The sequence below is a fragment of the Pseudorhodobacter sp. E13 genome (genome assembly GCF_003991405.1).
Lineage (GTDB): Bacteria > Pseudomonadota > Alphaproteobacteria > Rhodobacterales > Rhodobacteraceae > Pseudorhodobacter.
In genome coordinates this window covers 99,152-122,281 of record NZ_RPEN01000156.1, presented here as the reverse complement: position 1 = coordinate 122,281, position 23,130 = coordinate 99,152, and the positions used below count along the sequence as shown (strand labels likewise).

Below are 23,130 nucleotides of genomic sequence, written 5' to 3'. Positions count from 1 at the left end.
CCACGCGCTGGGGCGGGCGTTCTCATTTGTGTAGGGGTGCCCAGCCCTTGGCCAGCGCAACCCTCGGCACCCCCGTTTTCATCTTGGTAAAAATACCTTTGGTCGACGCATTTTCCGCGGAAATGGCGTCTTTGGAATGCGCCTTAGGGCGCAGGGGGGAAGCCGCCCCCCCAAAAACAAAAGAGCCGCCGCAGGATGCGACGGCCCTTTGGACCCAGCCGGATGCCGGATCAGTCCCGATTATGCCGGGATGTGGCCTGCTTCAACAGCGGCTGCCAGCTCTTCCATGTCGATGGAACCGTCGGCATTGGTGTCAGCAGCTTTGAAGTTCTCTTCGGTCAGATCCGGGAATGCTGCAACCAGCTCTTCCATCGAGTATACGCCGTTGCCATCGGTGTCAGCGATAGCGGTCTGAGCGTTTGCCTGTGCCACGACCAAAGCCGAGATTGCGCCGAGGGCCAGAACGAATTTCTTCATAGTTAGTCTCCATAAACCGGCCCCGCAGGGCCGCACCAAAGGCACATTGCCTTCGAGCGGCAACATACTGATATAAAAACGGAAATCCAGATTGATTCTTTCGGCCTCTGGCAATTTTCCGCCGATGCTTTGGGGCCTTCGGCGGAAAGATGCAGCGCAGACCAAACTGCCCCCCGGCCCCCCCATAATTCCCGTTGCGAAGATTATTTCTTCTTCACGAACTCGGTCAGAATCACGATGCGCTGGCCATCCACCCGGCCTTCGATATGGGCGGCATTCTCGGCCACAAGGCCAATGCCGCGCACCGCCGTGCCACGTTTGGCGGTAAAGCCTGCGCCCTTGACCGGCAGGTCCTTGATCAGAACCACCGTATCGCCCTGCGTCAGTTGCACGCCATTGCTGTCGCGGTGGATCACGGCGGGCGGCGCATCCACAAGGGCCTGCACCTCGGGCAGCAGGACCATCGCATCGCGCGTCTCGGCCGCCCATGGCTCCTCCAGCGATGCAAGCCGCCGCCAAGCCGCATATTGCACCGCAGGCACCGCCGACCAGGCAGCCCCTTCCAGACAGCGCCAATGCTCGGCGCTGGCAGCGCGATCGCCACGGCACAAGGCGCACAGCACGATCGGGCCTGCCGGGGCCACCTCTACCCCCGCAAGGCGCTGATCTTCGCCACAAAACTCACATACCCCGCCGCTGCGGACCAAAAGCTCTTCCAATGTCATTGCGCCAATTCCTTTTTCTCGTCCCGGCATAGAAGCCATGGCCCGACTTGGCAATGCCCGCGCCATGACCCGCGCGCCCACATGCGCCACCGCCCCTGCCCCGCACCGCAATTTTTTTCACCCCGCACAAAGATTTTTTTTCAAAACGCGCATTTTCCCCCTTGCGGCTGACGCCACAGCTTTATACATCCTGCCTCACCGAAACGGAGTGCGGGCGTAGCTCAGGGGTAGAGCATAACCTTGCCAAGGTTAGGGTCGTGAGTTCGAATCTCATCGCCCGCTCCAATTCGGAAACAGCGTCTGACGCTTGCAAAGGCCGCCTTCGGGCGGTCTTTTGCGTTTTGCGGGTTTGGGGGGCGGTTCCGTCTCAGGACAAAAGGCGCGGGCGGTTACAGCATCCCGCCATTGCGTGCGATCATCGCGGCATGGGTGCGGTTTTTCGCATCCAGTTTCCGGCTAAGCGTTTTGGCATGCAGCTTGACCGTGACCTCCTGCAAATCCAGATCGCGGGCGATTTCCTTGTTGGATTTGCCCTCGCATATGCCGCGCAGAACCGAGGTTTCGCGACGCGTCAGCATGGCCAGCGGCGCACCCGGCGCCACATCCGATTGCAACAGACCAATCGGCGCGAAGGTATCGCCTTTCGCCATCAGCTTGACGGCTGCCACCATCGCGCGAGAGGCCATCTTTTTGGGCACAAAGCCAATCGCGCCGGCCTCCAGCGCCGCCTCGGCCAATTCGCGAGAGGTGCTGCCCGACATCAAAGCCACGGGTGTGCCCGCCCCGGCCTCGATCGCTTGCACAAGGCCTGTCAGCCCGAACATGCTGGGCATATCATGATCCAGCAACACCAGATCATAGCGCGTCTCGGCCATGGTTTTCAGGGCTTCGGGCAAGGTGGCGGCGGTATCGGCAACCTCTACCCCTTCGGCAAGCAGAAACGCGGCGATGGTTTCGCGCACAAGGTCATGATCATCCGTCACTAGGATTTTCACGCCCGCCTGCCTTTCTTAAAAATAGATTTGTGCTTATAGCCTTTCGTATAGCTTAGCACATTCGGTTCGCATTACCAGCGCTGCGATAGGCTGCACAACCGGGAAAAATCGCAAATTGATGTCGCAAAACAACGGTCGGGCGCAACCGATTGATTGCGCCCGATTCTATTTGCTGTATCGCGGATCAGGTTTCCACGGTTTCCGGCAGTTCAACCGGGTCCGGCTTGGAAATCTGCGGTTGTGCCGGGCGGCCTGCCCCGCGCGCGATTTCAATGCGGCGCGGTTTCAGCGCTTCGGGCATCTCGCGGATCAGTTCGATATGCAGCATGCCATGTTCATGCACAGCCCCTGTCACGCGCATATGATCAGCCAGCGCGAAGCGGCGTTCAAAGGCGCGGGTGGCGATGCCACGGTGCAGGAAATGGCTGGTCTGCGCTTCCTCGGCCTTGCGGGCAGCGATCACCAGCGTGGCCTCTTTCACCTCGACCGACAGTTCATCCGGGGTGAACCCGGCCACGGCCACCGAGATGCGATAGGCGTTTTCATCGGTCTTTTCGATATTATAGGGCGGATAGCTGGGCTGGGTGACATCTGCGGTCAGCGCGCGATCCATCAGGTCTGCAATGCGGTCAAAGCCGACCGTTGCACGGTAAAGGGGGGTCAGATCAAAGTTACGCATATCATCCTCCGTAAAGCGATGCGTTTGGCAGCCCTCCGCTGAGTTGGACAGGCCGCTCTGGGTAAGGCCGGGCCCAATTTTGGCACCCGGTCTTATAAAATTGGGAAGGCTTTGCGCGGATTCAAGGGGTGGTGGTGCGGGCTTTGACAAAACGCGCGCCGCTGCTGGATTTCCCGGCATCTGAGACGCCGATGCGCCGGATCTGCGCCACAGGGGCATCACCCTTGGCCAGGATCACGCCTTTGCCAGACCGCAGCGCGGCTTTCAGATCGGCGACCATCCGGGGCAATTCCATCCCGTAAGAGATCGCCTTGCCGCCATCACGACTGCCCGAGGAGATCACCGCAATAATCTTGGCCCGCCCGTCAGACAAATCAAACACCGGCGCCCCAGAGGAGCCGTGATTGACATCGCAATCAAAGGACATGATTTCGGCGAAATGGTCGCCGATGTGGCAAGCGCGTTGCCAAGACAGCGTGGCCTCGCGGTCGCGGGCATAGGAGACCACGCTGACGGTTTTACTGCTGCCCGGTGCCGCGATGGCAAAAGGGGCGGCCCGGCCCGCCGGGATCGCCTCGGCCAGTTCCAGAAGTGCCACATCATGGCGGATGCTGTCAGTGCTGACCGCCGCAAAGGGTGTATAGCCGGGATGCGCCACCGCGCGGCGCACGCGCGAAGCGGCGATGATCTTGGTATCGCGCAACCCTGCCCGGAATTGGATCGATGCAGGGTCATAGGGCGCGCCTTTGGCCTGATCGAACAGGCAATGCGCCGCCGTCAGCACCAGATCGGGGGCAATCAGGGTACCGGTGCAAAAGCCCGCGTTGTTCATATCCACGCGGCCCACGGCCTCCCATCCCAGCACCTGATCGCGGCGGCCCAGCGCCTCTAGCCCGGTGTTGGTTTGTTGCGCGGCGGCGGCGGGGGCCAGCAGCGACAGCAGCACGGCAAACCCGGCCAAGCGCCGCATGGGTGCTGTATGGCCCGCCCGCCCGCTCATGGTTTTACGAATTTCGCGCTGTTCCCGGCCCCGGCTTCCATATCACGCTGGGCGGGATCGGTTTTCTGAAACGGGCTGCTTTCAGCCTCCAGGCTGGCGCGCAGGGTTTGCAGCGGCCCTTGCAACGAGGTGCCAAGCGCCACTTCAGAGCCGCCATAATCGGCCTTGGACGACACGACGGAGACAACGCGCGCCACCCCGTCGCGCACCGAAAAGATCGGCGCGCCCGAAGAACCGAAATCGACATTGCAGGACAGCACCAAAAGCTGCGCTTCCTGGTTCAGCACATGGCACACTTCTTGCAGGCTGGGCGCCTCGGACCGGTCGCGGGCATAGGAGACCACGCCCACCTCATCGCCGGTATGCGGCAAAAGATCGGTTTCAAAGGGCGGGATAGAGGTCATGCGGATCGGCTGATCCAGTTCCAGCAGCGCCAGATCATAGGACACGCGGGTCAGCTTGTCGGCGCCGCTATACACATATTCGGGATGGGCAATCGCATGCTTGATGCCACGATAGGCCGCCGCGCGGCCATTGCGCCAGCCTGCCAGAAATTCAATCTCGGTCGGGTCGATACGCGCGCCGGTCTTGGAATCGAACAGGCAATGCGCGGCTGTCAGCACCAGATTGGGCGCAATCAAGGCCCCGGTGCAAAAGCTGCGCTTGCCCATGTTCAGCCGCCCCACGGCATTCCAGCCCCGGCTTTCATCGCCGGTATCCAGCCTGCGCAAGGCAGATTCCTCGGCACTGGCGACACCGCGCAGCGCGAAAACCATCATCACGCAAAGCGCGCCACGCGACAGGATTTGAAGAACAGCCATGCAACCTCCGATTTCGTCTGACCGCGATACGGGGTGTTTAAGGCAGATTTATGGCTGTGGCGCGTGAAATATTAACCTTCTGTCAACGCAGGCGGCTTTGGCCCGCCGGTTGCCCAGTCCAGCAATTCCACCGTATGCACGATGGGGGTTTTGGTGCCAGAGCCGATTTGCATCATACAGCCGATATTGCCTGCGGCGATGATATCGGGCTGTTTTGCTTCCAGCGTCTGCACCTTGCGCGCCTTGAGTTGCTGGCTGATTTCGGGTTGCAACAGGTTATAAGTGCCCGCCGATCCGCAGCACAGATGGCTGTCGGCAGGTTCGACCACGGTGAAGCCCGCGCGTTTCAGCAGGTCTTTGGGTGCGGTCTTGATCTGTTGGCCATGCTGCAAGCTGCACGCGGCGTGATAGGCGACCTTGATCCCCTTATCCGCGCCTTCCGGCAGTCCGATCTTGACCAGCAGCTCCGAGATATCCATCGCCATTGCAGATACTTCGGCCGCATCAACGGCCAAAGGATCATTGCGGAACATATGGCCGTAATCCTTGACCGTGGTGCCACAGCCCGAGGTATTGATGACCACGGCATCAAGGCCCCCTGCCCGCTTTTCGGCCATCCATGCGTTGATATTGGCCGCAGCCGAGGCGTGGGATTGATCGGCCTTGCCCATGTGATGGGTCAGCGCGCCACAGCAGCCCATGCCCTTTGCCACCACCACCTCACAGCCCAGACGGCGCAGGATACGGATCGTGGCATCGTTGATATCGGTGTTCAGCGCTTTTTGCGCACAGCCCGTCATCAAGGCCACCCGGAATTTGCGCGCGCCTTCGGGGGCAAAGCTTTGCGGGTCGTCATTGCGGCTGACGGGGGGAATGGTTTTGGGTGCCATTTCCAGCATCGCCCGCAGACGCGCATCCGGCATCAAAAACGCAAAAGGCCGCCCGATCTTGGCGCCCAGCAGCGCCAGCCGAAAGCGGGTCGGATAGGGAATGATCTGCGCCAAGGTCCAGCGCAGCAACCGGTCCATCACGGGGCGCTTGTAGGTTTTTTCGATATATTCCCGTGCGTTATCGACCAGATGCATATAATGCACGCCGCTGGGGCATGTGGTCATGCAAGCAAGGCAGGACAGGCAGCGATCAATATGCTTGACCGTCTTTTCATCGGCAGGTCGCCCCTTTTCCAGCATATCCTTGATCAGGTAAATCCGCCCCCGCGGGCTGTCCAACTCATCGCCCAACACCTGATAGGTGGGGCAGGTCGCCGTGCAAAACCCGCAATGCACGCAGGTCCGCAGAATCTCATTGCTGCGCGCGATGGCCGGGTCTTTCAACTGCTCGGGCGTAAAGGTGGTTTGCATGGGCTCAGGCTCCGCGGGTCAATGTCAGGATCAGGATGGCGACCAAAGGCGGCACGCCCAGAAGTTTCAGGTAAAGCCCATGGGCCAATCGCGGCCCGGCCAAAAACCGCACCGCTTGCGCCAGCACTGCCATCGCAATGCCGCCGAGGGCCAGAAAAACCACGATGGCAAGCTGCGGCTGCACCGAAAAGGTCACGCCCACAAGCGCCAGTGCCACGGCAATGGCAATCGCCGCAGGTCGCCCCGGCGCCACCAAGGCCAGCGACAGATAGATCACCAAAGGCAGCGCCAGAAAAATCACCAAGCCCATCGTGTTACTCCTGTGCCGAGAACAGGCCGCGCGGGTCGAATTTCGCCCGCAAGCCGCGCGTCAAAGCCGCAACGCCCGGCGCTTCGGGATGCAGCGCAGGCACAGTGGCCAGCACCTCGGCAGAGGCCCGCAGCAAACTCGCATGCCCGCCGATCTGCGCCAGCAACCCCCGCAAAGACGCGGCCTGCGCATCGCCTGCATCCGGCACCCGCGCCCAGATCAACCCACCGCCCCAGTCGCACAGGGTCTGCGCCTCGGTCAGCAGCGCCAAAACCTGCGGCATGTCCGACGGCTTGACCGAGAGACGCCAAACCGCCCCCGGCTGCCCGACGAAGGGCGTCACATCGCGGATTTCCTGCCACAAGGCGGCCGATTGCGCCGCCTCGACGACGTCCCAGCCCGCACCCAGCAGCTTGGCCAAAGCCCCCTGCCGATACGCGACAGACCCGGCCATCCCTTCCATCCGCAACCGCACCTGCCCGGCAACATAGGCCGCCCCCGTCACCTCGAACGGTGATCCCAAAGCCTGCGACATCGCCGCCACCGCCGCGACCGGGTCCAACCCGCCCCGCGTCAGCGTCGCCTCTGCCTCGGGGCGCGGCAAAACCTTGAAGGCCACTTCGGTCAACACCCCAAGCGTGCCACAACTGCCCGCCATCAGCTTGACCAGATCATACCCGGTGACGTTCTTCATCACCCGCCCACCGTTTTTCACAATAGTCCCGGCCCCATCGACAAACCGCACCCCGATCAAACTGTCGCGGCAGGCCCCCGCCTGAATGCGCCGCGGGCCCGAGGCATTGGCCGCCACCACCCCGCCAATGGTCGACACCCCCTCACGCCCCAACAGCCCGCGCAGATCCGGCACCTCAAAAGGCAGGCGCTGCCCGCCCTCGGCCAGAACGGCCTCCACCTCCGCCAAAGGCGTCCCGGCAGCGGCCACAAGGGTCAGGGCCCCCGGCTCATAGAGCGAAATTCCCGCCAACCCGCCGGTTTCCAACAGCGCGCCCGCAGGCGGCGGCCCAACCCTGCGCGTGCCCCCGCCCACAATCCGCACAGGCCCCGTGGCCGCACGGATCGCTTCAGCCAGTTCCAATTCATTGGCAGGTTTCATCCCTCTGCCCTTTCTTTTCGGCAAAAATATCCTCGGGGGGGTCTGGGGGGCAGACAGCCCCCCCAGCGCTCGTCAAAGGGCCCGGCGGCTGGCGGTCACATCCAACGGAAACACCTTGGCCGGGTTCAGCAACCACTTCGGGTCGAACACGTCCTTGACCCACATCTGCGCCTCCATATCCTCGAGTGCGAATTGCACCTTCATCAAGTCGCGCTTTTCAATCCCGACACCATGCTCGCCAGTCAAACAGCCACCCACCTCGACGCATAGTTTCAAGACATCGGCACCAAACGCCTCACACAGCTCCAGATCGCCGGGCTTGTTGGCATCGAACAGAATCAACGGGTGCATATTGCCGTCCCCGGCATGGAACACATTGCCCACCGCCAGCCCGTATTCACGGCTCATCTCGCCAATCCGGCGCAGCACATAGGGCAGGCTGGATACCGGAATCGTGCCATCCAGACACATGTAATCATTGATCTGCCCCATCGCGCCGAAGGCGGATTTGCGGCCCAGCCAGATGCGCTTGGCCTGATCTTCATCCGCCGCTTCGCGCAATTCCACCGGGTTGTGGCGCTTGGCAATCTCGATGATCAGCGCAAGCTGCTCATCAATTTCGGCTTTCGATCCTTCGACCTCCACGATCAACAAAGCCTCACACATCGGATAGCCGGCTTTGGCGAAGGCCTCGGTCGCCTCGATGCAAGGCCGATCCATGAATTCGATCGCCACCGGCAGAATTCCGGCCTTGATGATGTCGGACACACATTCCCCGGCCACCTCGTTGCTGTCGAACCCCATCAGCACCGGCCGCGCGCCTTCGGGCTTGGGCAGGATGCGCAGCACCGCCTCTGTCACCACGCCAAGCTGCCCTTCAGACCCACAGATCACGCCCAGCAGGTCCAGCCCCGGTGCGTCCAGATGCGCGCCCCCAATCTCCAGCACGGTGCCATCCATCTGCACCAGCGTCACACCCAGCAGGTTATTCGTTGTCACCCCGTATTTCAGGCAATGCGCCCCGCCGGAGTTCATGGCGATATTGCCCGCAATCGCACAGGCCAATTGGCTGGAAGGGTCCGGCGCATAGAAAAACCCATCCGCCTCCACCGCGCCTGTCACACTTAAATTCGTGCGCCCCGACTGCACCCGGATAAAGCGGTTCGGGTAATCGGTTTCCAGAACCGCATTCATCCGCGCCACGCCCAAGATCACGCAATCGCCCGTGGGCAAAGCCCCGCCGGCAAGGCTGGTGCCTGCCCCGCGCGGCACCACCGGCACACCCATCTGGTGACAGATCCGCAGCACCGCCGACACCTCTGCCGTGCTGCGCGGCAAGACCGCAGCAAGCGGCGGGCAGCGATAGGCCGTCAGTGCATCACATTCATAGGCGCGCACTTCGGCCTCGTCAAAGATCACCGCATCGGGGGGCAGAACCTCTTGCAGCGCGGCCACAATCGCCGGTTTGCGCGCCACAATCGCAGCATCAATCTTTGGCATTTCCATGGCGCGCGCCCTCCCCATATGGCTCAACTGGTAAATTTATATAACCAATTATACCATCAAGCAAGCGTTTCCATGTCGCAGCCCGATATTGCCTTTCCTGCCGCCCCGGATACAGGCTAAGCCCATGGGCAACAGTGCAGATTTCAAACGACAGGCCCCTTGATGACCATGCCCCAAATGCTTTCCGCTTTCACGCCTTGGGATTTCGGCGCGGTGGCTGTGCTGATGTTCTGCGCGCTGTTCATCGGCTGGATTGTCGAACATCCCCCTGCGTCACGCCCCTCGGTCACGGTGCTGATGATGCAATATCGCCGCGACTGGATGGCGCAATTCGTCACCCGTCAGCCCCGTATCTTTGACGCCACCGTGGTCGACAGCCTGCGCCAAGGCACCGCCTTTTTCGCCTCGGCCTGCATGATCACGCTGGGCGGCGGCATTGCGGTGATCGGCAACCGGGAGCGGCTGGATATGCTGGCCGCCGACCTGACGCTGGACGCACAAGGCGTGGTGCTGGAGCTGAAAGTCGGGCTGGTTTTGCTGTTCATTGCCAATGCCTTGCTGAAATTCATCTGGGCGCATCGGCTGTTTGGCTATTGCACGATCCTGATGGCGGCAGTTCCGAATGAGCCGGACCACAAAGACGCCTATTCCCGGGCCGCAGACGCAGCCGAGATCAACATCACCGCGGCGCGCAGCTTCAACAGGGGGCTGCGGTCGATCTATTTCGCGCTGGGGGCTTTGGGCTGGCTGCTGGGGCCGGCGGGCCTGATCGTGACCGCGCTGATCACCGCTTCGGTGCTGCTGCGGCGCGAATTCGTCAGTGCCTCGCGTGAGATTATCCGCAAGGGCACGCATCGGTGATTTGCGCGGGCCGCCCCTTTGCGGCACACTTGGCCGCATGCGCTTCCTGTTGCCCTTGCTCGCGCTGTGCGCCAGCCCCACCCTTGCCGACCCGCCTGTGATAGAGGCGGCAACCGCCACGCCATCCGGCGCGGCTTGGCGCTTTGATGTCACCCTGCGCCACCCCGACACCGGGTGGGACCATTATGCCGACGCGTGGGAGGTGCTGGCCCCCGATGGCACCAGCCTTGGCCTGCGCGTGTTGCTGCATCCGCATGAAAACGAACAGCCCTTCACCCGGTCGCTGAATGGGGTCGCCATCCCCGCAGGGCTGGACCATGTCATGATCCGCGCGCGCTGTCTGGTCGATGGATGGGCCGATACGGCGCTGCGGGTGGACTTGCCGCGCTGACGCAAGCCCCCCGCTAAACCGGTTTTGTTTTCGCGCCGCGCCGCCCTTCCACCAGCCATGCCGCCAGCGCGAAACCTGCCGCCAGCAGCAGCCAGACCCATCCGGGCAAAACCGGAGCCACGCGGATATCTTGCGTCAGGTAAGCCCCGCGCGGGGTGATGCCGATCCAACCGCGCCCTGCCGCCACGCGGCCTTCACCCACGCTGCGGATATCCGGCGCACCGTCTTCCAGCCGCAAAATCCCGCCGCGCATCGGGGCGACAAAGGGCGCCAGCTTGTCACCGCTGGCAATGGTTTCCTCAAACTCTTTCGGGGCCGAGGGGCCAAGCGCCATGACGGTGGACAAATCCCCCTGCACCAGTTTGTAAAGCCCCATTTCCGGCGCGTCATATTGCGCCGAATAGCGGCCCGGCGCGATTTCCGGCATCACAAGGTCAGTCGTGCTGCCATCCGGCGCGGTGATTGTCACCGGGCCGGGGGCCTCGCCAATCGTGCGGCGCGTCACCGTCAGCCGTTGACCATTGGCCGAGGCGACCAGCGCCTCCTCCTCCAGTTCCGGCTCTTTCATCATCCAATGCGCAAGGCGGCGCAGCAATTCCAACTGCGGCCCGCCGCCTTCATAGCCACGGCCCCAAAGCCACATATGGTCTGACCCCATCACAGCGATGCGGCCTTCGTCTACCCGGTCCAGCACCAGCAAGGGTGACCCATCAATCCCCGACATCACCGCCTGTCCCGAAGTTTGCGTCAGCCCGATCTGGCGGAACCAGCGGCCCCAGCCGCCTTCGGGCGCAAGCTTGTCCAGCCCTTCGGTGACGGGGTGGCGCTTGCCCAATTCCGTCAGCTCGGGCTTATAGCCCTGCTCAAACACCCGGCTCGTCGCCTCTACCGGCATGATCTCTCCTAATGAGGAGCGCCACAGACTGTCGGCGGAGCCAAATTCCGGCCCAGCCGCCACCAGCACGGTGCCGCCGCGTTTCACATAGTCACGGACATTGTGCAGATAGGCATTCGGCAGGATGCCGCGCAGGCGGTAGCGGTCAAAGATGATCAGATCAAACTCATCAATCTTTTCCACGAACAATTCGCGGGTGGGAAAGGCGATCAAGGACAGTTCGCTGACCGGAATCCCGTCTTGCTTTTCCGGCGGGCGCAGGATGGTGAAATGCACCAGATCGACCGAAGGGTCAGATTTCAGCAGGTTGCGCCAGACACGCTCGCCGGCATGGGGTTCGCCCGACACCAGCAGCACGCGAAGGCGGTCGCGCACGCCGTTGATCTGCACCACGGCGGCGTTGTTGCGGTCTGTCAACTCGCCCTCTGTCACCGCTACCTGAAATTGCAGCACATTCATGCCGCCATGCGGCAGGGTGACGGGCAGTTCCAAATCCTCGCCCACCGGGACGCGGTAGGATTGCGGCTCTTCACCATCAATCGCGATGGAAATCATGGCAGAGCCTGCGATATCGGCGGGCACAGCGCCTTGATCGTCAATGCGCAGGGTCAAGGTGACGGGTTCGCCCAGAATGGCAAAGGCAGGCGCGTTCTTGACGATCAGGCGGCGGTCCCAATCCTGCGCTTCGCCGGTCAGCAGCACATGCAGAGGCGCGGGCAGGTTGGGGGCGAGGGTAAGGTCATGCGCCTGCCCATCGGTGATCAGGATGGCCCCGGCCACACGCGCGCGGGGTTCTTCGGCCAGCGCCTCGGACAATGCGGTCATCAACTGGGTGCCGCTGTCGCCGTCCCCATCGCCCAGCCGCAGGATGCGCAGTTCGGTGTTGGGCAAGGCGGCCACTTCGGCCTGCACGGTGGCAAGCGCGGCGGCAGCTTGGTCGGGGCGGTTGCCGATGCGCTGGCTTGCGCTTTCATCGACCACCGCGATGACGATATCGGACAAGGGCTCGCGGTCTTCGCGCTGCAAGGCCGGGTTGGCAAGCGCCGCCAACAGCGCCAAAGCCCCAAGCCCGCGCAGGGCCCAACCAGACAGCCTGCGGATCAGCGCAAAGCCCACGATCAGCAACGCCACCCCTGCCAGCACATAAAGCGCCAACATCGGGATCAGCGGATCAAAGATCAGCGTTCCGGTCATTGGCCCAACCTTTCCAGCAGCGCAGGCACATGCACCTGATCGGATTTATAATTACCCGTCAGCACATGCATGATCAGGTTGATGCCAAAGCGCGTTGCAATCTCGCGCTGGCGTTCCCCGGCATAGCCGCGCCCGATGGGAAACATCGGTGCGCCGCTTTCATCCAGCGCCCAAGCCGCCGCCCAGTCATTGCCACCAATCACCACCGGGGTCACACCGTCATTGAGGTTGCGAAACGGCATCCCTTCGGCCAGTTCGGCATCGGGGGGCGCGGCCTCGACCCAGAGGTCACGATGGGTGTGGCGGCCGGGGAAATCTTGCAAAAGATAGAAGCTGCGGGTCAGCACATGGTCATCGGGCAGGATATCCAGCGGCGGAATATCCAAAGGGGCGGCCAACAATTGCAAGCGCCGCGCCTCAGGCGTCTGGCCCGTGCCGGACACGTCGCCATCGCGCGTATCGAACAAGATCATCCCGCCCGTGCGCAGATAGCGGTTCAGCTTGGCATAGGCCGCCGCCGATGGGGCGGTTTGATCGGCGGTGATGGGCCAGTAAAGGAAGGGAAAGAACAGCAGATCATCGCGTTCCAGATCGACCGACAGCGGGCTTGCAGGTTCAATCGTCGTGCGTTCGAACAGGCGCTGGCCCAAACCGCGCAACCCGGCCTCGGATATCGCGTCAATGCGGGCATCGCCCGTCAGGATATAGCCCAGCCGCACCGCATTCGTCGCCTCGATCGCGCGCAGATCGGCGGCGTCCTGTGCGCGCAGCCCATCCGGTGCCGCCAGCAGCAGCAGCGCAAAGCCCAAGACCGCCGTGCCCCGAAGGCTGCCCAACAAGCGCCCCGACAAGGCAAGGGCCGCCAACACATCGACCAGCAGCAGCGACAAGGCGGTCGCCAAGGCGGTGCCCTTCAAGGCTTGTTCGGTTTGCACATCCAACCCTTCGCGCAAAACGTTTGCGGGCCATTCGGCGGCTTGCAAACGGGTTTCGGCATTGATGATATTCAAGGCGATCCGACGATCCTCTCCCGCGTAAAGCCCCGGCGGCAAGCTGAGCGAGGGGCCAGTGGCCAGACCCGCGGCCAGCACCGCGCCATCGACGCCTGCCACCTCGCCCGCCTCACCCAGACGGCCAAAGGCATCCAGGGCGACCTGCGGCACCCAAGTCTGGCCTTCCAGATCGGCGGCATCGGGGGCAGCGGGGCGGGTGGAGACCGCCATCCGTTCCAGCATCTGCACAAACAGACCCGACAGCGGCAGGCTGGACCATTCGGCATTGGCGGTGACATGGAACAGCACCACCTGCCCCTGCCCCACCGGCTTGCGCGTCACCAAAGGCGTGCCATCGGCCAGCGCGGCAATGGTGCGGGTGGCCAGTTCCGGGTCTGGCTGGGCCAGCACCTGCGCCGATACGGTCACATCCTGAGGGATCGTCAGCCCGTAAAAGGGCGAGCCTTCGGCAAAGGGGGCAAGGTTTTTCGGCTCCCCCCAACTCATTGCGCCGCCGACATTGCGGCCGCCTTCGCGCAGACGCACGGGCATCAGCACATCCTCGGACGCGCGGCTGACATCAGAGGCGGCAAGCCGTGGGCCGGCAAAGCGCAGCAGCAAACCGCCCTTGTCCAGCCAATCCCAGATCGCCTCGCCCTCATCGGGTGAAAGGGTGGCGACATCGGCCAGCACGATCACATCGGGATTGGCCAGCACCACATCGGCAAGGCTGCCATCAATCAACTCGGCCACGGGTTCAAGGGCCTGTCGCAGGTAATGGGCGGGCGACAAAAGCTGCAAACCTTCGGCCCCGCCCTGCCCCGAAATCAGCGCCACCTTGCGGCGTTTCAAACTGTCATCCGTCAGGCTGATCGCAGCGGCAGAGCGCACCCCCGCAATTTCAAAGCGCGAAATGCGGTTGCGCAATTCGGGCGGCAGCGACAGCGACACTTCGGCCTCTGCCGCGCCCTGATCGAAGGTCAGGGGCAAGCGGGCCAGTTCGCGTTCAATCCCCGAAGGGTCAAGGCCGCGGGCAGACAGCTCCAGTTCAGCAGTATCGGTGGCGGGCATACGGGTGGCAGAGAGTTTGATCACGCCATCTTCAAACCGGGCGGGGCGCAGGGCCAGCACCGGGCGCGGGCTTTCAAACACGGTGACTTGCCCGCGCGCCTGCAAAGCTGTCAGCAAATCGGCGCGGCCCGGATGGTCCAGCCCATCTGACAGCCAATAGCTGGAAAAATCGCCCGCAGGCAGGGTGTTGGCCCAAGCGCCGAAATCCGGGGCCCATGCGTTCGGGGTGATCCCCGTCATACGTTGGCTGATCGCATTGGCGGCCTGAAAGACGGTGTCGCTGGGCGCATCCGTCAGCCGGACCACCGCGACGGGGCGGCCCGCGCGGCCCGCTTCTTCGACAATCGCGGCGGCGCGGTCAAGGCGGCGCGGCCAGTCGCGGGCATCGGCCCAAGACCCATCCATCAGCACCAAAAGCGGGCCGGTCTGTGCGGTTTCGCGTTGTTCGGGGTTCAGCACAGGGCCTGCAAAGCCAATGATCGCCGCCGCAATCGCCGCCATGCGCAGCAGCAGCAGCCACCATGGGGTTTTATCGGTTTCCGCCTCGTCATCCTTCAGGCCCAGCAGCAAGGCCACACCGGGAAAGCGGCGGCGGATCGGTGCAGGCGGCACCGCGCGCAACAACAACCACAGCACAGGCAAGGCGATCAGGCCCAAAAGCAACAGCGGAGAGGTAAAGCCCACAGGCCCAAGCATCCACATCAGCGCCCCCGTTCCAAGGCGGCGTAAAGCCAAAGCAAAGCCGATTGCGCCGATTGCCCGGTATGGTGGCACAGATAATGCCAGCCCGAAGCCCGCGCCAATGTTTCCAGCCGTGCCTTGCGCGCCGCCAGACGGTCAAGGTAGCGCGCGCGCAAATCGCCTGCGCGCAGGGTTTCATGGCGTAAACTGCCGCCCATGGACTCAAAGATCGTGCGGCCATCGAAGGGGAATTCTTCTTCGGCAGGGTCCAGAATTTGCACCAAGGCCCCCCGCACCCCCCGGTCCGAGGCCATGCCAAGGGCAGTTTCCACCTCCTCCGGGTCGCCAAGGAAGTCTGACAGGAACACAGCGCGGCTGTGGCTGGTCAGGCCCGATACCTCGGGGGCGCCGTAATCCGCCGCGTCTTGGCGCGCGGCCATGCCGTCGATCAGATGCAGCAATTGCGCCCGGCCAGCGCGGGGGCGCGCGGCCTCGCCCGTCAGGCCCACGCGTTCGCCGCCGCGCAGCAACAACACCGACAGCGCCAAGGCCAGAAGCTGCGCGCGGTCGGCTTTGGTGCTGCGCCCCGCATCGCCCGAAAACTGCATGGAGCGCGCCGGATCGACCCAAAGCGACACGGTTTGCGCCGCCTGCCATTCGCGTTCGCGCACGAAATGCTGGTCCGACCGGGCAGAGCGCCGCCAGTCGATCTGCGACGCGCTATCGCCGGCATGGGCCATGCGATATTGCCAGAACTCATCCCCCATCCCGGCGCGGCGGCGACCGTGTTCGCCAAGAATCACCGTGGCCGCCAGATGCTCGGCCTGCGCCAGAAGGGCGGGCAGCGCCTCGCCAAGGCTTTCGGCCCGGGCGCGCATCTCGATGGAAAGGGGGGCGGTTTGGGTCACGCTGCGGCCTCTAGCCCCAAGGTGCGGGTGACGGTGGCGTCGATCAGCCCGCCAAGGCTTTCGCCGCGCGCACGCGCCGCAAAGGACAGCGCCATGCGGTGGATCAGAACGGGCCGCGCCAATGCAGCCACATCGGCCACCGAAGGGGCCAGACGCCCTTCGAGCAAGGCGCGGGCGCGCACCGTCAGCATCAGGGCCTGCGCCGCACGCGGCCCCGGTCCCCAAGACAATTGCCCGCGCAGGGCGGCACCTTCGGCTTCCTCGGGGCGGCAGGCGCGCACAAGGTCAAGGATTGCCTCGACCACCTGTTCGCCGACAGGCATCCGCCGCAGCACCGATTGCGCGGCCAACAGTTCGGCGGCGGTAAAGACGCCATGCACCTGTGCCTCTTCGGCCCCGGTGGTGGCCAGCAAGATATCGCGTTCGGTGGCGCGGGTGGGGTAATGCACATCCACCTGCACAAGGAACCGGTCAAGCTGCGCTTCGGGCAGCGGATAGGTGCCTTCCTGCTCAATCGGGTTTTGTGTCGCCAGCACATGGAAGGGCGTGCCCAGTTTGCGATGTTGGCCCGCGATGGTCACTTCGCGTTCCTGCATCGCTTGCAGCAGCGCCGATTGGGTGCGGGGCGAGGCGCGGTTGATCTCATCCGCCATCAAAAGCTGGCAAAAGATCGGGCCTTCGATAAAGCGGAAGGACCGCGCGCCATCGGCCCCATCCAGCACCTCGGAGCCGAGAATATCGGCAGGCATCAGATCGGGGGTGAACTGGATGCGGTTGCCCTTCAACCCCATGACGGTGGACAGCGTATCGACAAGCCGCGTCTTGCCAAGGCCCGGAAGCCCGACCAGGAGCGCATGCCCGCCGCACAGAAGCGAGGCCAGCACCAGATCGACCACCGTATCCTGCCCGATGAAGCGCTGATTGATCGAGGCTTTCGCCGCGCGCAGCTTTTCGCCAAGCGCTTCGATTTCGGTGACCAGTTCGGCGGCATCTTGGGTGTGGGGCATGACATTCCTCGGACACAGGTTATATTTAGCCTATTAGAGCGATTTATGTCGCCGGGCACAAATGGCAAAAAGGGTTGACGGACAATTGATCGTGAAACCGACAGCAGAAGGCTTGATGGCCTCGGTGCAGGCCGCGGGAAAAGGTGCGGGACCTGCGCCGGTTCACCTGTGGAACCCACCGTTTTGTGGCGATCTGGACATGCAGATCAAACGCGACGGGACATGGTTTTACCAAGGCACGCCGATTGGTCGACCCGGGCTCGTGAAGCTGTTTTCCAACATTCTGAAGCTGGAAGGCGGCAAATACTACCTCGTCACCCCAGTAGAGAAGGTGGGAATCACCGTCGAGGACGCGCCGTTTGTGGCGGTGGATTTCGAGGTTTCGGGCAAGGCAGAGGCGCAGAGCCTTCGGTTTGAAACACAAGTGGGAGACAAGGTGACTGCCGGGCCAGATCATCCGATCCGGGTGGTGCGCGACAAGGCGACGGGGGAGCCGTCGCCCTATGTCATGGTGCGGGCGGGGCTGGAGGCGTTGATCGACCGCAAATCCTTTTACCGGCTGGTGGAATTGGGCGTGCACAGGCCGCATGCGGGTGAGAATTGGTTCGGGCTGTGGTCTGGCGGGCAGTTTTTTCCCATCATCCCATCGGCAGCGCTGACCTGACCCGCGCGGGGGCTTTCCGCCCCCCTGGCCTTGCGGCCATTCACCCCGAAGGTATTTTCGCCAAGATGAAATGGGGCGTGGGCTGAATGATCAGCGGTTTGCTGCGTGGGCGTATGGCGGCGTCGCAGCGCTTTTGCCAAAAAGCGCTGCCCGGCCCAACCTTGAGGCGTTTTTTGCCGCAGGCAAAAGGCAACGAATGGCGGGAGTGGCCCGGTTCTGGTGCATTGGCGTTAAATTGCGCCCTGCCCTTGCCGCGCCCGCCCGGATCGCTATCATACGCGCAACGAATTCCTTCGAAGAAAGACCGCACCATGACCGCACCTGCGCCCGAAACCAAAATCGTTTCGCAATGGAAAATCGCCTGTGATGGCGATGGGCCTGGGCTGGGGCATCCGCGGGTCTGGCTGACCATCCCGGAAGACAAGGGTTTTGTCGAATGCGGCTATTGCGATCGTCGCTATATCCATGAAAGTGCAGCAGACAAGGTCAAGTGATCCGCGCCTTTCGACTGAGTGCCTGGACCGTTCTGGTGGTTTTCACCGCCGTGTTTTTCTATATCGCGGCGGGGTTGATCGGGGCTGTGCTGATCGTGCCCGGTGCGCCTGTCACCGAGCAGACAGATCACCGGATCGGCCTTATTTCGGGGCCCATTCACTATGACTTTTTGCTGCCATTGACCCCGCGCTTGCGGCAAGGGTTGGAATTTGCCCGCGCAAGTGGCGTTCCGGTCGATGATCCTGCTGCGGAATGGCTGATTGTCGGCTGGGGCGCGCGGGGGTTCTACACCTCCACCGCGACGCTTGCTGATATGGAACTGCCGATCCTGTGGCGTGCGGCGGTGGGGGACGATGCGGTGATGCGGCTCGATCTTGCCGGGCGGATCGAGAACTATGACGGAATCGACCTTGTCGCCTTGACCAAACCTGAAGCAGAGCGGCTGGAAGATGTGATCCTGACCTATATTGCCGACCCCAACGCCCTGCCGCTGCCCGGTTTCACCTTGACCGATGCTTTCTTTCCCGCCAAAGGCCATTTCAACCTGATCGCCACCTGCAACGCATGGGTCGGCGCGGTGATGCGTGCCGCGCGTCTGCCTTTCGGTCGCTGGACGCCCTTCCCCCAGTCCATCCGTCTGTCGCTGTATTGGAGCGGGCTTTCCGCGCGCGGCTAGGGCCTGAGCGGTGCAAAGCCCGGTAGACCCCCGCGCCCGTCCATGGCAAGTATGGCAAAACGCGGGGAGCATTGGATATGAGCGAGACATTCGGCAAGGGCCATCATCTGCATCTGATCGACGGATCGGCCTATATCTTCCGCGCCTATCACGCGCTGCCGCCGCTGACGCGCAAATCCGATGGCTTGCCCGTTGGGGCCGTTGCCGGGTTCTGCAACATCCTGTTCCGCTATCTGGAAGGCAACAAGACAGGCGATGCGCCCACGCATGTGGCGGTGATCTTTGACCATTCCTCCAAGACCTTCCGCAATGACATCTACCCCGAATACAAGGCCAACCGCCCCGACCTGCCCGAAGACCTGCGCCCGCAATTCCCGCTGACGCGCGAGGCGACCCGCGCCTTCAACATCGCCTGCATCGAAACCGAAGGCTATGAGGCCGATGACATCATCGCGTCCTTGTCCTGCAAGGCGCGCGATGCGGGTGGGCAAGTGACCATCATTTCATCCGACAAGGACCTGATGCAATTGGTGGGCGATGGTGTCGCCATGCTTGACCCGATGAAGAACAAGCTGATCGGCCCGGATGAGGTGTTTGAAAAATTCGGCGTTGCCCCGAATCGCGTGGTCGATGTGCAATCGCTGGCAGGCGATTCCGTCGATAACGTGCCGGGCGCGCCGGGCATCGGCATCAAGACCGCAGCACTTCTGATTCAGGAATACGGCGATCTGGAAACCCTGCTGGAACGGGCTGGCGAGATCAAGCAACCCAAGCGCCGCGAAAGCCTGCAAAACAATGCCGACCAGATCCGCATCTCCAAACGCCTAGTGCAACTGGATTGCGACACCCCCTTGGATTTCACGCTGGAAAGCCTTGAGGTGCGCATGCCGGAAGCCGATGCGCTTCTGGGGTTCCTCAACCAGATGGAATTCCGCACCCTGACCAAGCGTGTCGCCGACAGCCTGAAGGTCGAGGCCCCGGTTGCCCCAACCGTGGCAGCCGACACAGCAGAGGCCGCAACCGCCCCCGCCCTGCCCTTTGATCACGCCAAATACGAAAATGTCAGCACCGAGGCCGCGCTGCAAACATGGATCGACCGGATTTATGCGCGCGGCTATGTGGCCATTGATACCGAAACCACCAGCCTTGACGAAATGCGCGCCGAACTGGTGGGCATCTCGCTTTGCGTGGAACCGGGACAGGCCTGCTATATCCCCTTGGGCCATAAACAAGGCGGCGGCGATCTGTTCGGGTCGACCGATTTGATGGAAGGGCAACTACCGCTGGCCCGCGCTTTGGACATGCTGCGCCCGATGCTGGAGGATGCGAGCATCCTGAAAATCGGCCAGAACATGAAATATGACGCAAAAATCTTTGCGCTTCAGGGCATTGCCGTGGCCCCGATTGATGACACGATGCTGATGTCCTCGGCGCTGTTTGCGGGGCTGCACAATCACGGCATGGACACATTGGCCGATACCTATCTTGGCCACACGCCGATCCCGATCAAATCGCTGCTGGGGGCAGGCAAAAGCCAGATCACCTTTGACCGCGTCCCCGTCGATGAGGCGGTGAAATACGCCGCCGAAGATGCCGATATCACCCTGCGCCTGTGGCAATTGTTCAAACCGCAACTGCACAGCAAACAGGTCACCACCGTCTATGAAACGTTGGAACGGCCCCTCGTCCCGGTGCTGGCAGAAATGGAAATGGCGGGCATTCAGGTAGACCGCGATACGCTGTCGCGCATGTCCAACGCATTCGCGCAGAAAATGGCAGGGCTGGAGGATGAGATTCAGCAAATGGCGGGCCGCCCGTTCAACGTCGGCTCCCCCAAGCAACTGGGCGAGATCTTGTTTGACGAAATGGGCCTGCCGGGGGGCAACAAAGGCAAAACCGGGGCCTATGCGACCGGCGCCGATGTGTTGGAGGATCTGGCAACCGAACATAAACTGCCGGGCCTCGTGCTGGATTGGCGGCAGCTTTCCAAGCTGAAATCCACCTATACCGATGCGCTGCAAACCCATATCAACCCCGATACCGGGCGGGTGCATACGTCCTATTCCCTCGTCGGGGCCGTGACGGGGCGCTTGTCCTCAACCGATCCGAACCTGCAAAACATCCCTGTCCGAACAGATGAAGGCCGCCGCATCCGCGAGGCTTTCGTGGCCCCCAAGGGCCGGGTGATCGTCAGCCTCGATTACAGCCAGATCGAACTGCGTATTCTGGCCCATATCGCCGATATTCCCGCGCTGAAACAGGCGTTTAAAGATGGCATCGACATTCACGCCATGACCGCGTCCGAGATGTTCGGCGTGCCGGTAGAAGGCATGGACCCGATGGTCCGCCGCCAGGCCAAAGCGATCAATTTCGGCGTGATCTATGGCATCTCGGGCTTTGGCCTAGCCCGCAACCTGCGCATCCCAAGGGCCGAGGCGCAGGGCTTCATTGATCGCTATTTTGAACGCTTCCCCGGCATCCGCGAATATATGGATGCGACCGTGCAATTCGCCAAGGACAAGGGCTATGTGCAAACCCTGTTCGGCCGCAAAATCCACACACCCGAAATCAATGCCAAAGGCCCAGCGGCAGGCTTTGCCAAACGCGCCGCCATCAACGCCCCGATCCAAGGCACCGCCGCCGATATCATCCGCCGCGCCATGGTGCGTATGCCGGCGGCGATCGGCGATCTCGATGCCAAAATGCTGCTGCAAGTGCATGACGAATTGCTGTTCGAAGTGGCGACAGATGCCGTCGACCCGCTGATCACCGCCGCCCGCGACATCATGGAAGGCGCGGCCCACCCCGCAGTCCACCTCTCCGTCCCGATCACGGTGGACGCAGGTCAAGGTGCCAACTGGGCAGAGGCACATTGATCGACACCTATGCCGCACTCAAAGCCCTTGCGCTTGCGCTGAACCTGCCAGAAGTGACCGATACCACCGCATGGGGCCATCCCTGCCTCAAGGCGCATGGCAAAATGTGGTGCTGGTGGTCACCCTATGCCGATGCCGCCGTGTTCAAATGTGCCAAGGAAGAACGCGAACACCTGCTTGCCACAGACCCGCAAACCTTCCTTCTCCACCCCCATTACGCGCCCCATAACCTCATCCTCGTCCGCGCGGGCTTTATCGACGAAGGCTGGGCCCGCGCCCGCCTGACGCAACACTGGCGCGATGCCGCCCCCAAACGCTGGTTGAAAGCCTGGGACGCCGCCCAAAGCTGATCCCCCTCATCTATTCAAAAATATCCCCGTGCGGAGCACGCCCCGCGCCGGCGAGGCGCAAACCAATTCAGTGGCGCGCCAGCGCCTCCTTTTGGCAAGCCGGTCACCCTCGATCGACGCGCAGCTGATAGCAATTGTTGCTGGCCGAGCCGACATGCACAAAGGCCACGCGCGGGTCTGACAGTTTTGCCGCTGCGACGGCAGGAATATCGGCAAGGGCCACCACCCCGCCGGTGCCATAAAGGATACGCTCCTCAGCACTGTATCCGCGCAAGATATAGCCGGGCGAGGCAAGGATTTCCGGCATCTCGGCCCCGCCGCCCGGTTCACATGCATCCGCACACAGAAAAATCGGGCCAAGTTCGGCATAGGGTTGGACGCTGGCGAAAGGGCGATGCGCAAGAACCAGCATTTCTGCCCCATCCGGGATCATCTTCAAACAATGGCGGCAGGGGTTGCTTCCGCCTTGCGCAATCTGGCGCTCGGGTGTCTGCCCGTTGGCATCTGGCCCGCCCGCCTGATAGGCGCGCACGGTTTTGGTTGGGATCGGGGTGAAACGAAGGGTCATCATTGGCTCCTGTGACATGTATCACCGAAGCCTAAGATGCACAGGCCATGACCTGCGACCCGTTTCCTGCGCAAACAGAAGTATGAAGCACGCCGCGTTCAGATACATTCACCAAAACCGGGCAGGTGCGTATCCTCTAACGGCTGACCATGCGCCCCATCGGGCGACCGCCCAGGATATGAAGGTGGTAATGCGGCACCTCTTGCACGCCATGCGCGCCCGCATTGGTGATCGCCCGGAACCCTTCGCCTGCTTCCAGCGAAACCCCCATCTGCGCACAAACCTGCGCCGCTGCGCGGTGAAAATCCACGATCTCGGCATCCGAGGCCGCAGCGGCAAAGTGATCAAAGCTCACATAGGGCCCTTTCGGGATGACCAGCACATGCACCGGGGCCGAAGGGTTGATATCGTGAAAGGCCAGAGTATGCGCCGTTTCCAGCACGGTCTTGTTGGGAATTTCTCCGCGCAGGATACGGGCAAAGATGTTCTGGTCGTCGTAGCTATAGGCCATGG

23 protein-coding genes and 1 tRNA gene are annotated in these 23,130 nt (G+C 62.5%); 8 read left to right on the top strand and 16 right to left on the bottom strand.

Going from position 1 to position 23,130, the window contains the following annotated elements; translation table 11 throughout:
* Positions 1-240: 240 nt before the first annotated feature.
* Positions 241-477 (bottom strand): EF-hand domain-containing protein, encoded by a 237-nt coding sequence (locus EGN72_RS11495; RefSeq protein WP_127047687.1) that lies wholly within the window; start codon positions 475-477, stop codon positions 241-243.
* Between the two features lie 203 nt (positions 478-680).
* On the bottom strand, positions 681-1,202 hold the full coding sequence (locus EGN72_RS11490; protein WP_127047685.1) for an alkylphosphonate utilization protein: 522 nt from the start codon (positions 1,200-1,202) through the stop codon (positions 681-683).
* 210 nt (positions 1,203-1,412) lie between these two features.
* Here EGN72_RS11490 and EGN72_RS11485 point away from each other — a divergent pair.
* Positions 1,413-1,487: transfer RNA gene (locus EGN72_RS11485), tRNA-Gly, on the top strand.
* A 104-nt stretch (positions 1,488-1,591) separates the two neighbouring features.
* Here EGN72_RS11485 and EGN72_RS11480 read toward each other — a convergent pair.
* The 8 genes from EGN72_RS11480 to EGN72_RS11445 all read right to left on the bottom strand — a co-directional run bounded on the left by EGN72_RS11480 (position 1,592) and on the right by EGN72_RS11445 (position 8,988).
* Entirely contained in the window at positions 1,592-2,197 is a 606-nt protein-coding gene (locus EGN72_RS11480; protein ID WP_127047683.1) for a response regulator transcription factor, read from the bottom strand.
* Between the two features lie 184 nt (positions 2,198-2,381).
* Positions 2,382-2,876, bottom strand: coding sequence for an Hsp20 family protein (locus tag EGN72_RS11475; RefSeq protein ID WP_127047681.1), 495 nt, complete (start codon positions 2,874-2,876; stop codon positions 2,382-2,384).
* Between the two features lie 121 nt (positions 2,877-2,997).
* On the bottom strand, positions 2,998-3,876 hold the full coding sequence (locus tag EGN72_RS11470) for a serine protease (protein WP_233587118.1): 879 nt from the start codon (positions 3,874-3,876) through the stop codon (positions 2,998-3,000).
* Positions 3,873-4,697 (bottom strand): serine protease, encoded by an 825-nt coding sequence (locus EGN72_RS11465; protein ID WP_127047677.1) that lies wholly within the window; start codon positions 4,695-4,697, stop codon positions 3,873-3,875. The genes EGN72_RS11470 and EGN72_RS11465 overlap by 4 nt, the downstream gene beginning before the upstream one ends.
* Before the next feature lie 71 nt (positions 4,698-4,768).
* Positions 4,769-6,058: a glycolate oxidase subunit GlcF gene (glcF, locus tag EGN72_RS11460; RefSeq protein WP_127047675.1), complete on the bottom strand. Its 1,290-nt coding sequence runs from the start codon at positions 6,056-6,058 to the stop codon at positions 4,769-4,771.
* Positions 6,059-6,062: 4 nt separating this feature from the next.
* On the bottom strand, positions 6,063-6,368 hold the full coding sequence (locus tag EGN72_RS11455) for a hypothetical protein (RefSeq protein ID WP_127047673.1): 306 nt from the start codon (positions 6,366-6,368) through the stop codon (positions 6,063-6,065).
* A 4-nt stretch (positions 6,369-6,372) separates the two neighbouring features.
* The gene (gene glcE / locus EGN72_RS11450; RefSeq protein ID WP_127047671.1) at positions 6,373-7,482 is read right to left on the bottom strand and encodes a glycolate oxidase subunit GlcE; all 1,110 of its coding nucleotides are present in this window, start codon (positions 7,480-7,482) and stop codon (positions 6,373-6,375) included.
* A gap of 72 nt (positions 7,483-7,554) precedes the next feature.
* Positions 7,555-8,988: an FAD-linked oxidase C-terminal domain-containing protein gene (locus EGN72_RS11445; RefSeq protein WP_127047669.1), complete on the bottom strand. Its 1,434-nt coding sequence runs from the start codon at positions 8,986-8,988 to the stop codon at positions 7,555-7,557.
* A 162-nt stretch (positions 8,989-9,150) separates the two neighbouring features.
* Between EGN72_RS11445 and EGN72_RS11440 the strand changes: the two genes are divergently transcribed.
* Positions 9,151-9,849 (top strand): DUF599 domain-containing protein, encoded by a 699-nt coding sequence (locus EGN72_RS11440; RefSeq protein ID WP_233587117.1) that lies wholly within the window; start codon positions 9,151-9,153, stop codon positions 9,847-9,849.
* A 37-nt stretch (positions 9,850-9,886) separates the two neighbouring features.
* Positions 9,887-10,240, top strand: a complete 354-nt coding sequence (locus tag EGN72_RS11435) for a hypothetical protein (RefSeq protein WP_127047667.1) — start codon at positions 9,887-9,889, stop codon at positions 10,238-10,240.
* 13 nt (positions 10,241-10,253) lie between these two features.
* Here the strand turns inward: EGN72_RS11435 and EGN72_RS11430 are convergent, their stop codons facing one another.
* Genes EGN72_RS11430 through EGN72_RS11415 form a run of 4 tightly spaced genes read right to left on the bottom strand, consistent with a single transcriptional unit; the run spans position 10,254 to position 16,988 of the window.
* Complete coding sequence (locus EGN72_RS11430) at positions 10,254-12,329, bottom strand: hypothetical protein (protein WP_127047665.1); 2,076 nt, start codon at positions 12,327-12,329, stop codon at positions 10,254-10,256.
* Positions 12,326-15,094: a DUF4159 domain-containing protein gene (locus tag EGN72_RS11425; protein ID WP_127047663.1), complete on the bottom strand. Its 2,769-nt coding sequence runs from the start codon at positions 15,092-15,094 to the stop codon at positions 12,326-12,328. The genes EGN72_RS11430 and EGN72_RS11425 overlap by 4 nt, the downstream gene beginning before the upstream one ends.
* Positions 15,094-15,951, bottom strand: a complete 858-nt coding sequence (locus EGN72_RS11420; RefSeq protein WP_127047972.1) for a DUF58 domain-containing protein — start codon at positions 15,949-15,951, stop codon at positions 15,094-15,096. Before EGN72_RS11420 ends, EGN72_RS11425 begins: the two co-directional genes overlap by 1 nt.
* 26 nt (positions 15,952-15,977) lie before the next feature.
* Positions 15,978-16,988: a MoxR family ATPase gene (locus EGN72_RS11415; RefSeq protein WP_127047661.1), complete on the bottom strand. Its 1,011-nt coding sequence runs from the start codon at positions 16,986-16,988 to the stop codon at positions 15,978-15,980.
* Between the two features lie 85 nt (positions 16,989-17,073).
* On the opposite strand from EGN72_RS11415, the gene EGN72_RS11410 reads away from it, so the two are divergent.
* From EGN72_RS11410 to EGN72_RS11390, 5 genes are all read left to right on the top strand, one after another.
* Positions 17,074-17,652, top strand: a complete 579-nt coding sequence (locus tag EGN72_RS11410; protein ID WP_127047659.1) for a DUF1285 domain-containing protein — start codon at positions 17,074-17,076, stop codon at positions 17,650-17,652.
* Positions 17,653-17,963: 311 nt separating this feature from the next.
* Positions 17,964-18,146, top strand: coding sequence for a zinc-finger domain-containing protein (locus EGN72_RS11405; protein ID WP_127047970.1), 183 nt, complete (start codon positions 17,964-17,966; stop codon positions 18,144-18,146).
* On the top strand, positions 18,143-18,823 hold the full coding sequence (locus EGN72_RS11400) for a DUF2459 domain-containing protein (protein ID WP_127047657.1): 681 nt from the start codon (positions 18,143-18,145) through the stop codon (positions 18,821-18,823). Before EGN72_RS11405 ends, EGN72_RS11400 begins: the two co-directional genes overlap by 4 nt.
* A gap of 77 nt (positions 18,824-18,900) precedes the next feature.
* Positions 18,901-21,699, top strand: coding sequence for a DNA polymerase I (gene polA / locus EGN72_RS11395; protein WP_127047655.1), 2,799 nt, complete (start codon positions 18,901-18,903; stop codon positions 21,697-21,699).
* Complete coding sequence (locus tag EGN72_RS11390; RefSeq protein ID WP_158623181.1) at positions 21,696-22,049, top strand: MmcQ/YjbR family DNA-binding protein; 354 nt, start codon at positions 21,696-21,698, stop codon at positions 22,047-22,049. Before polA ends, EGN72_RS11390 begins: the two co-directional genes overlap by 4 nt.
* A 103-nt stretch (positions 22,050-22,152) precedes the next feature.
* Here EGN72_RS11390 and EGN72_RS11385 read toward each other — a convergent pair whose 3' ends face one another.
* Entirely contained in the window at positions 22,153-22,617 is a 465-nt protein-coding gene (locus EGN72_RS11385; RefSeq protein WP_127047651.1) for a DUF1203 domain-containing protein, read from the bottom strand.
* A gap of 136 nt (positions 22,618-22,753) precedes the next feature.
* Entirely contained in the window at positions 22,754-23,128 is a 375-nt protein-coding gene (locus EGN72_RS11380) for a histidine triad nucleotide-binding protein (protein ID WP_127047649.1), read from the bottom strand.
* Between the last annotated feature and the right edge of the window lie 2 nt (positions 23,129-23,130).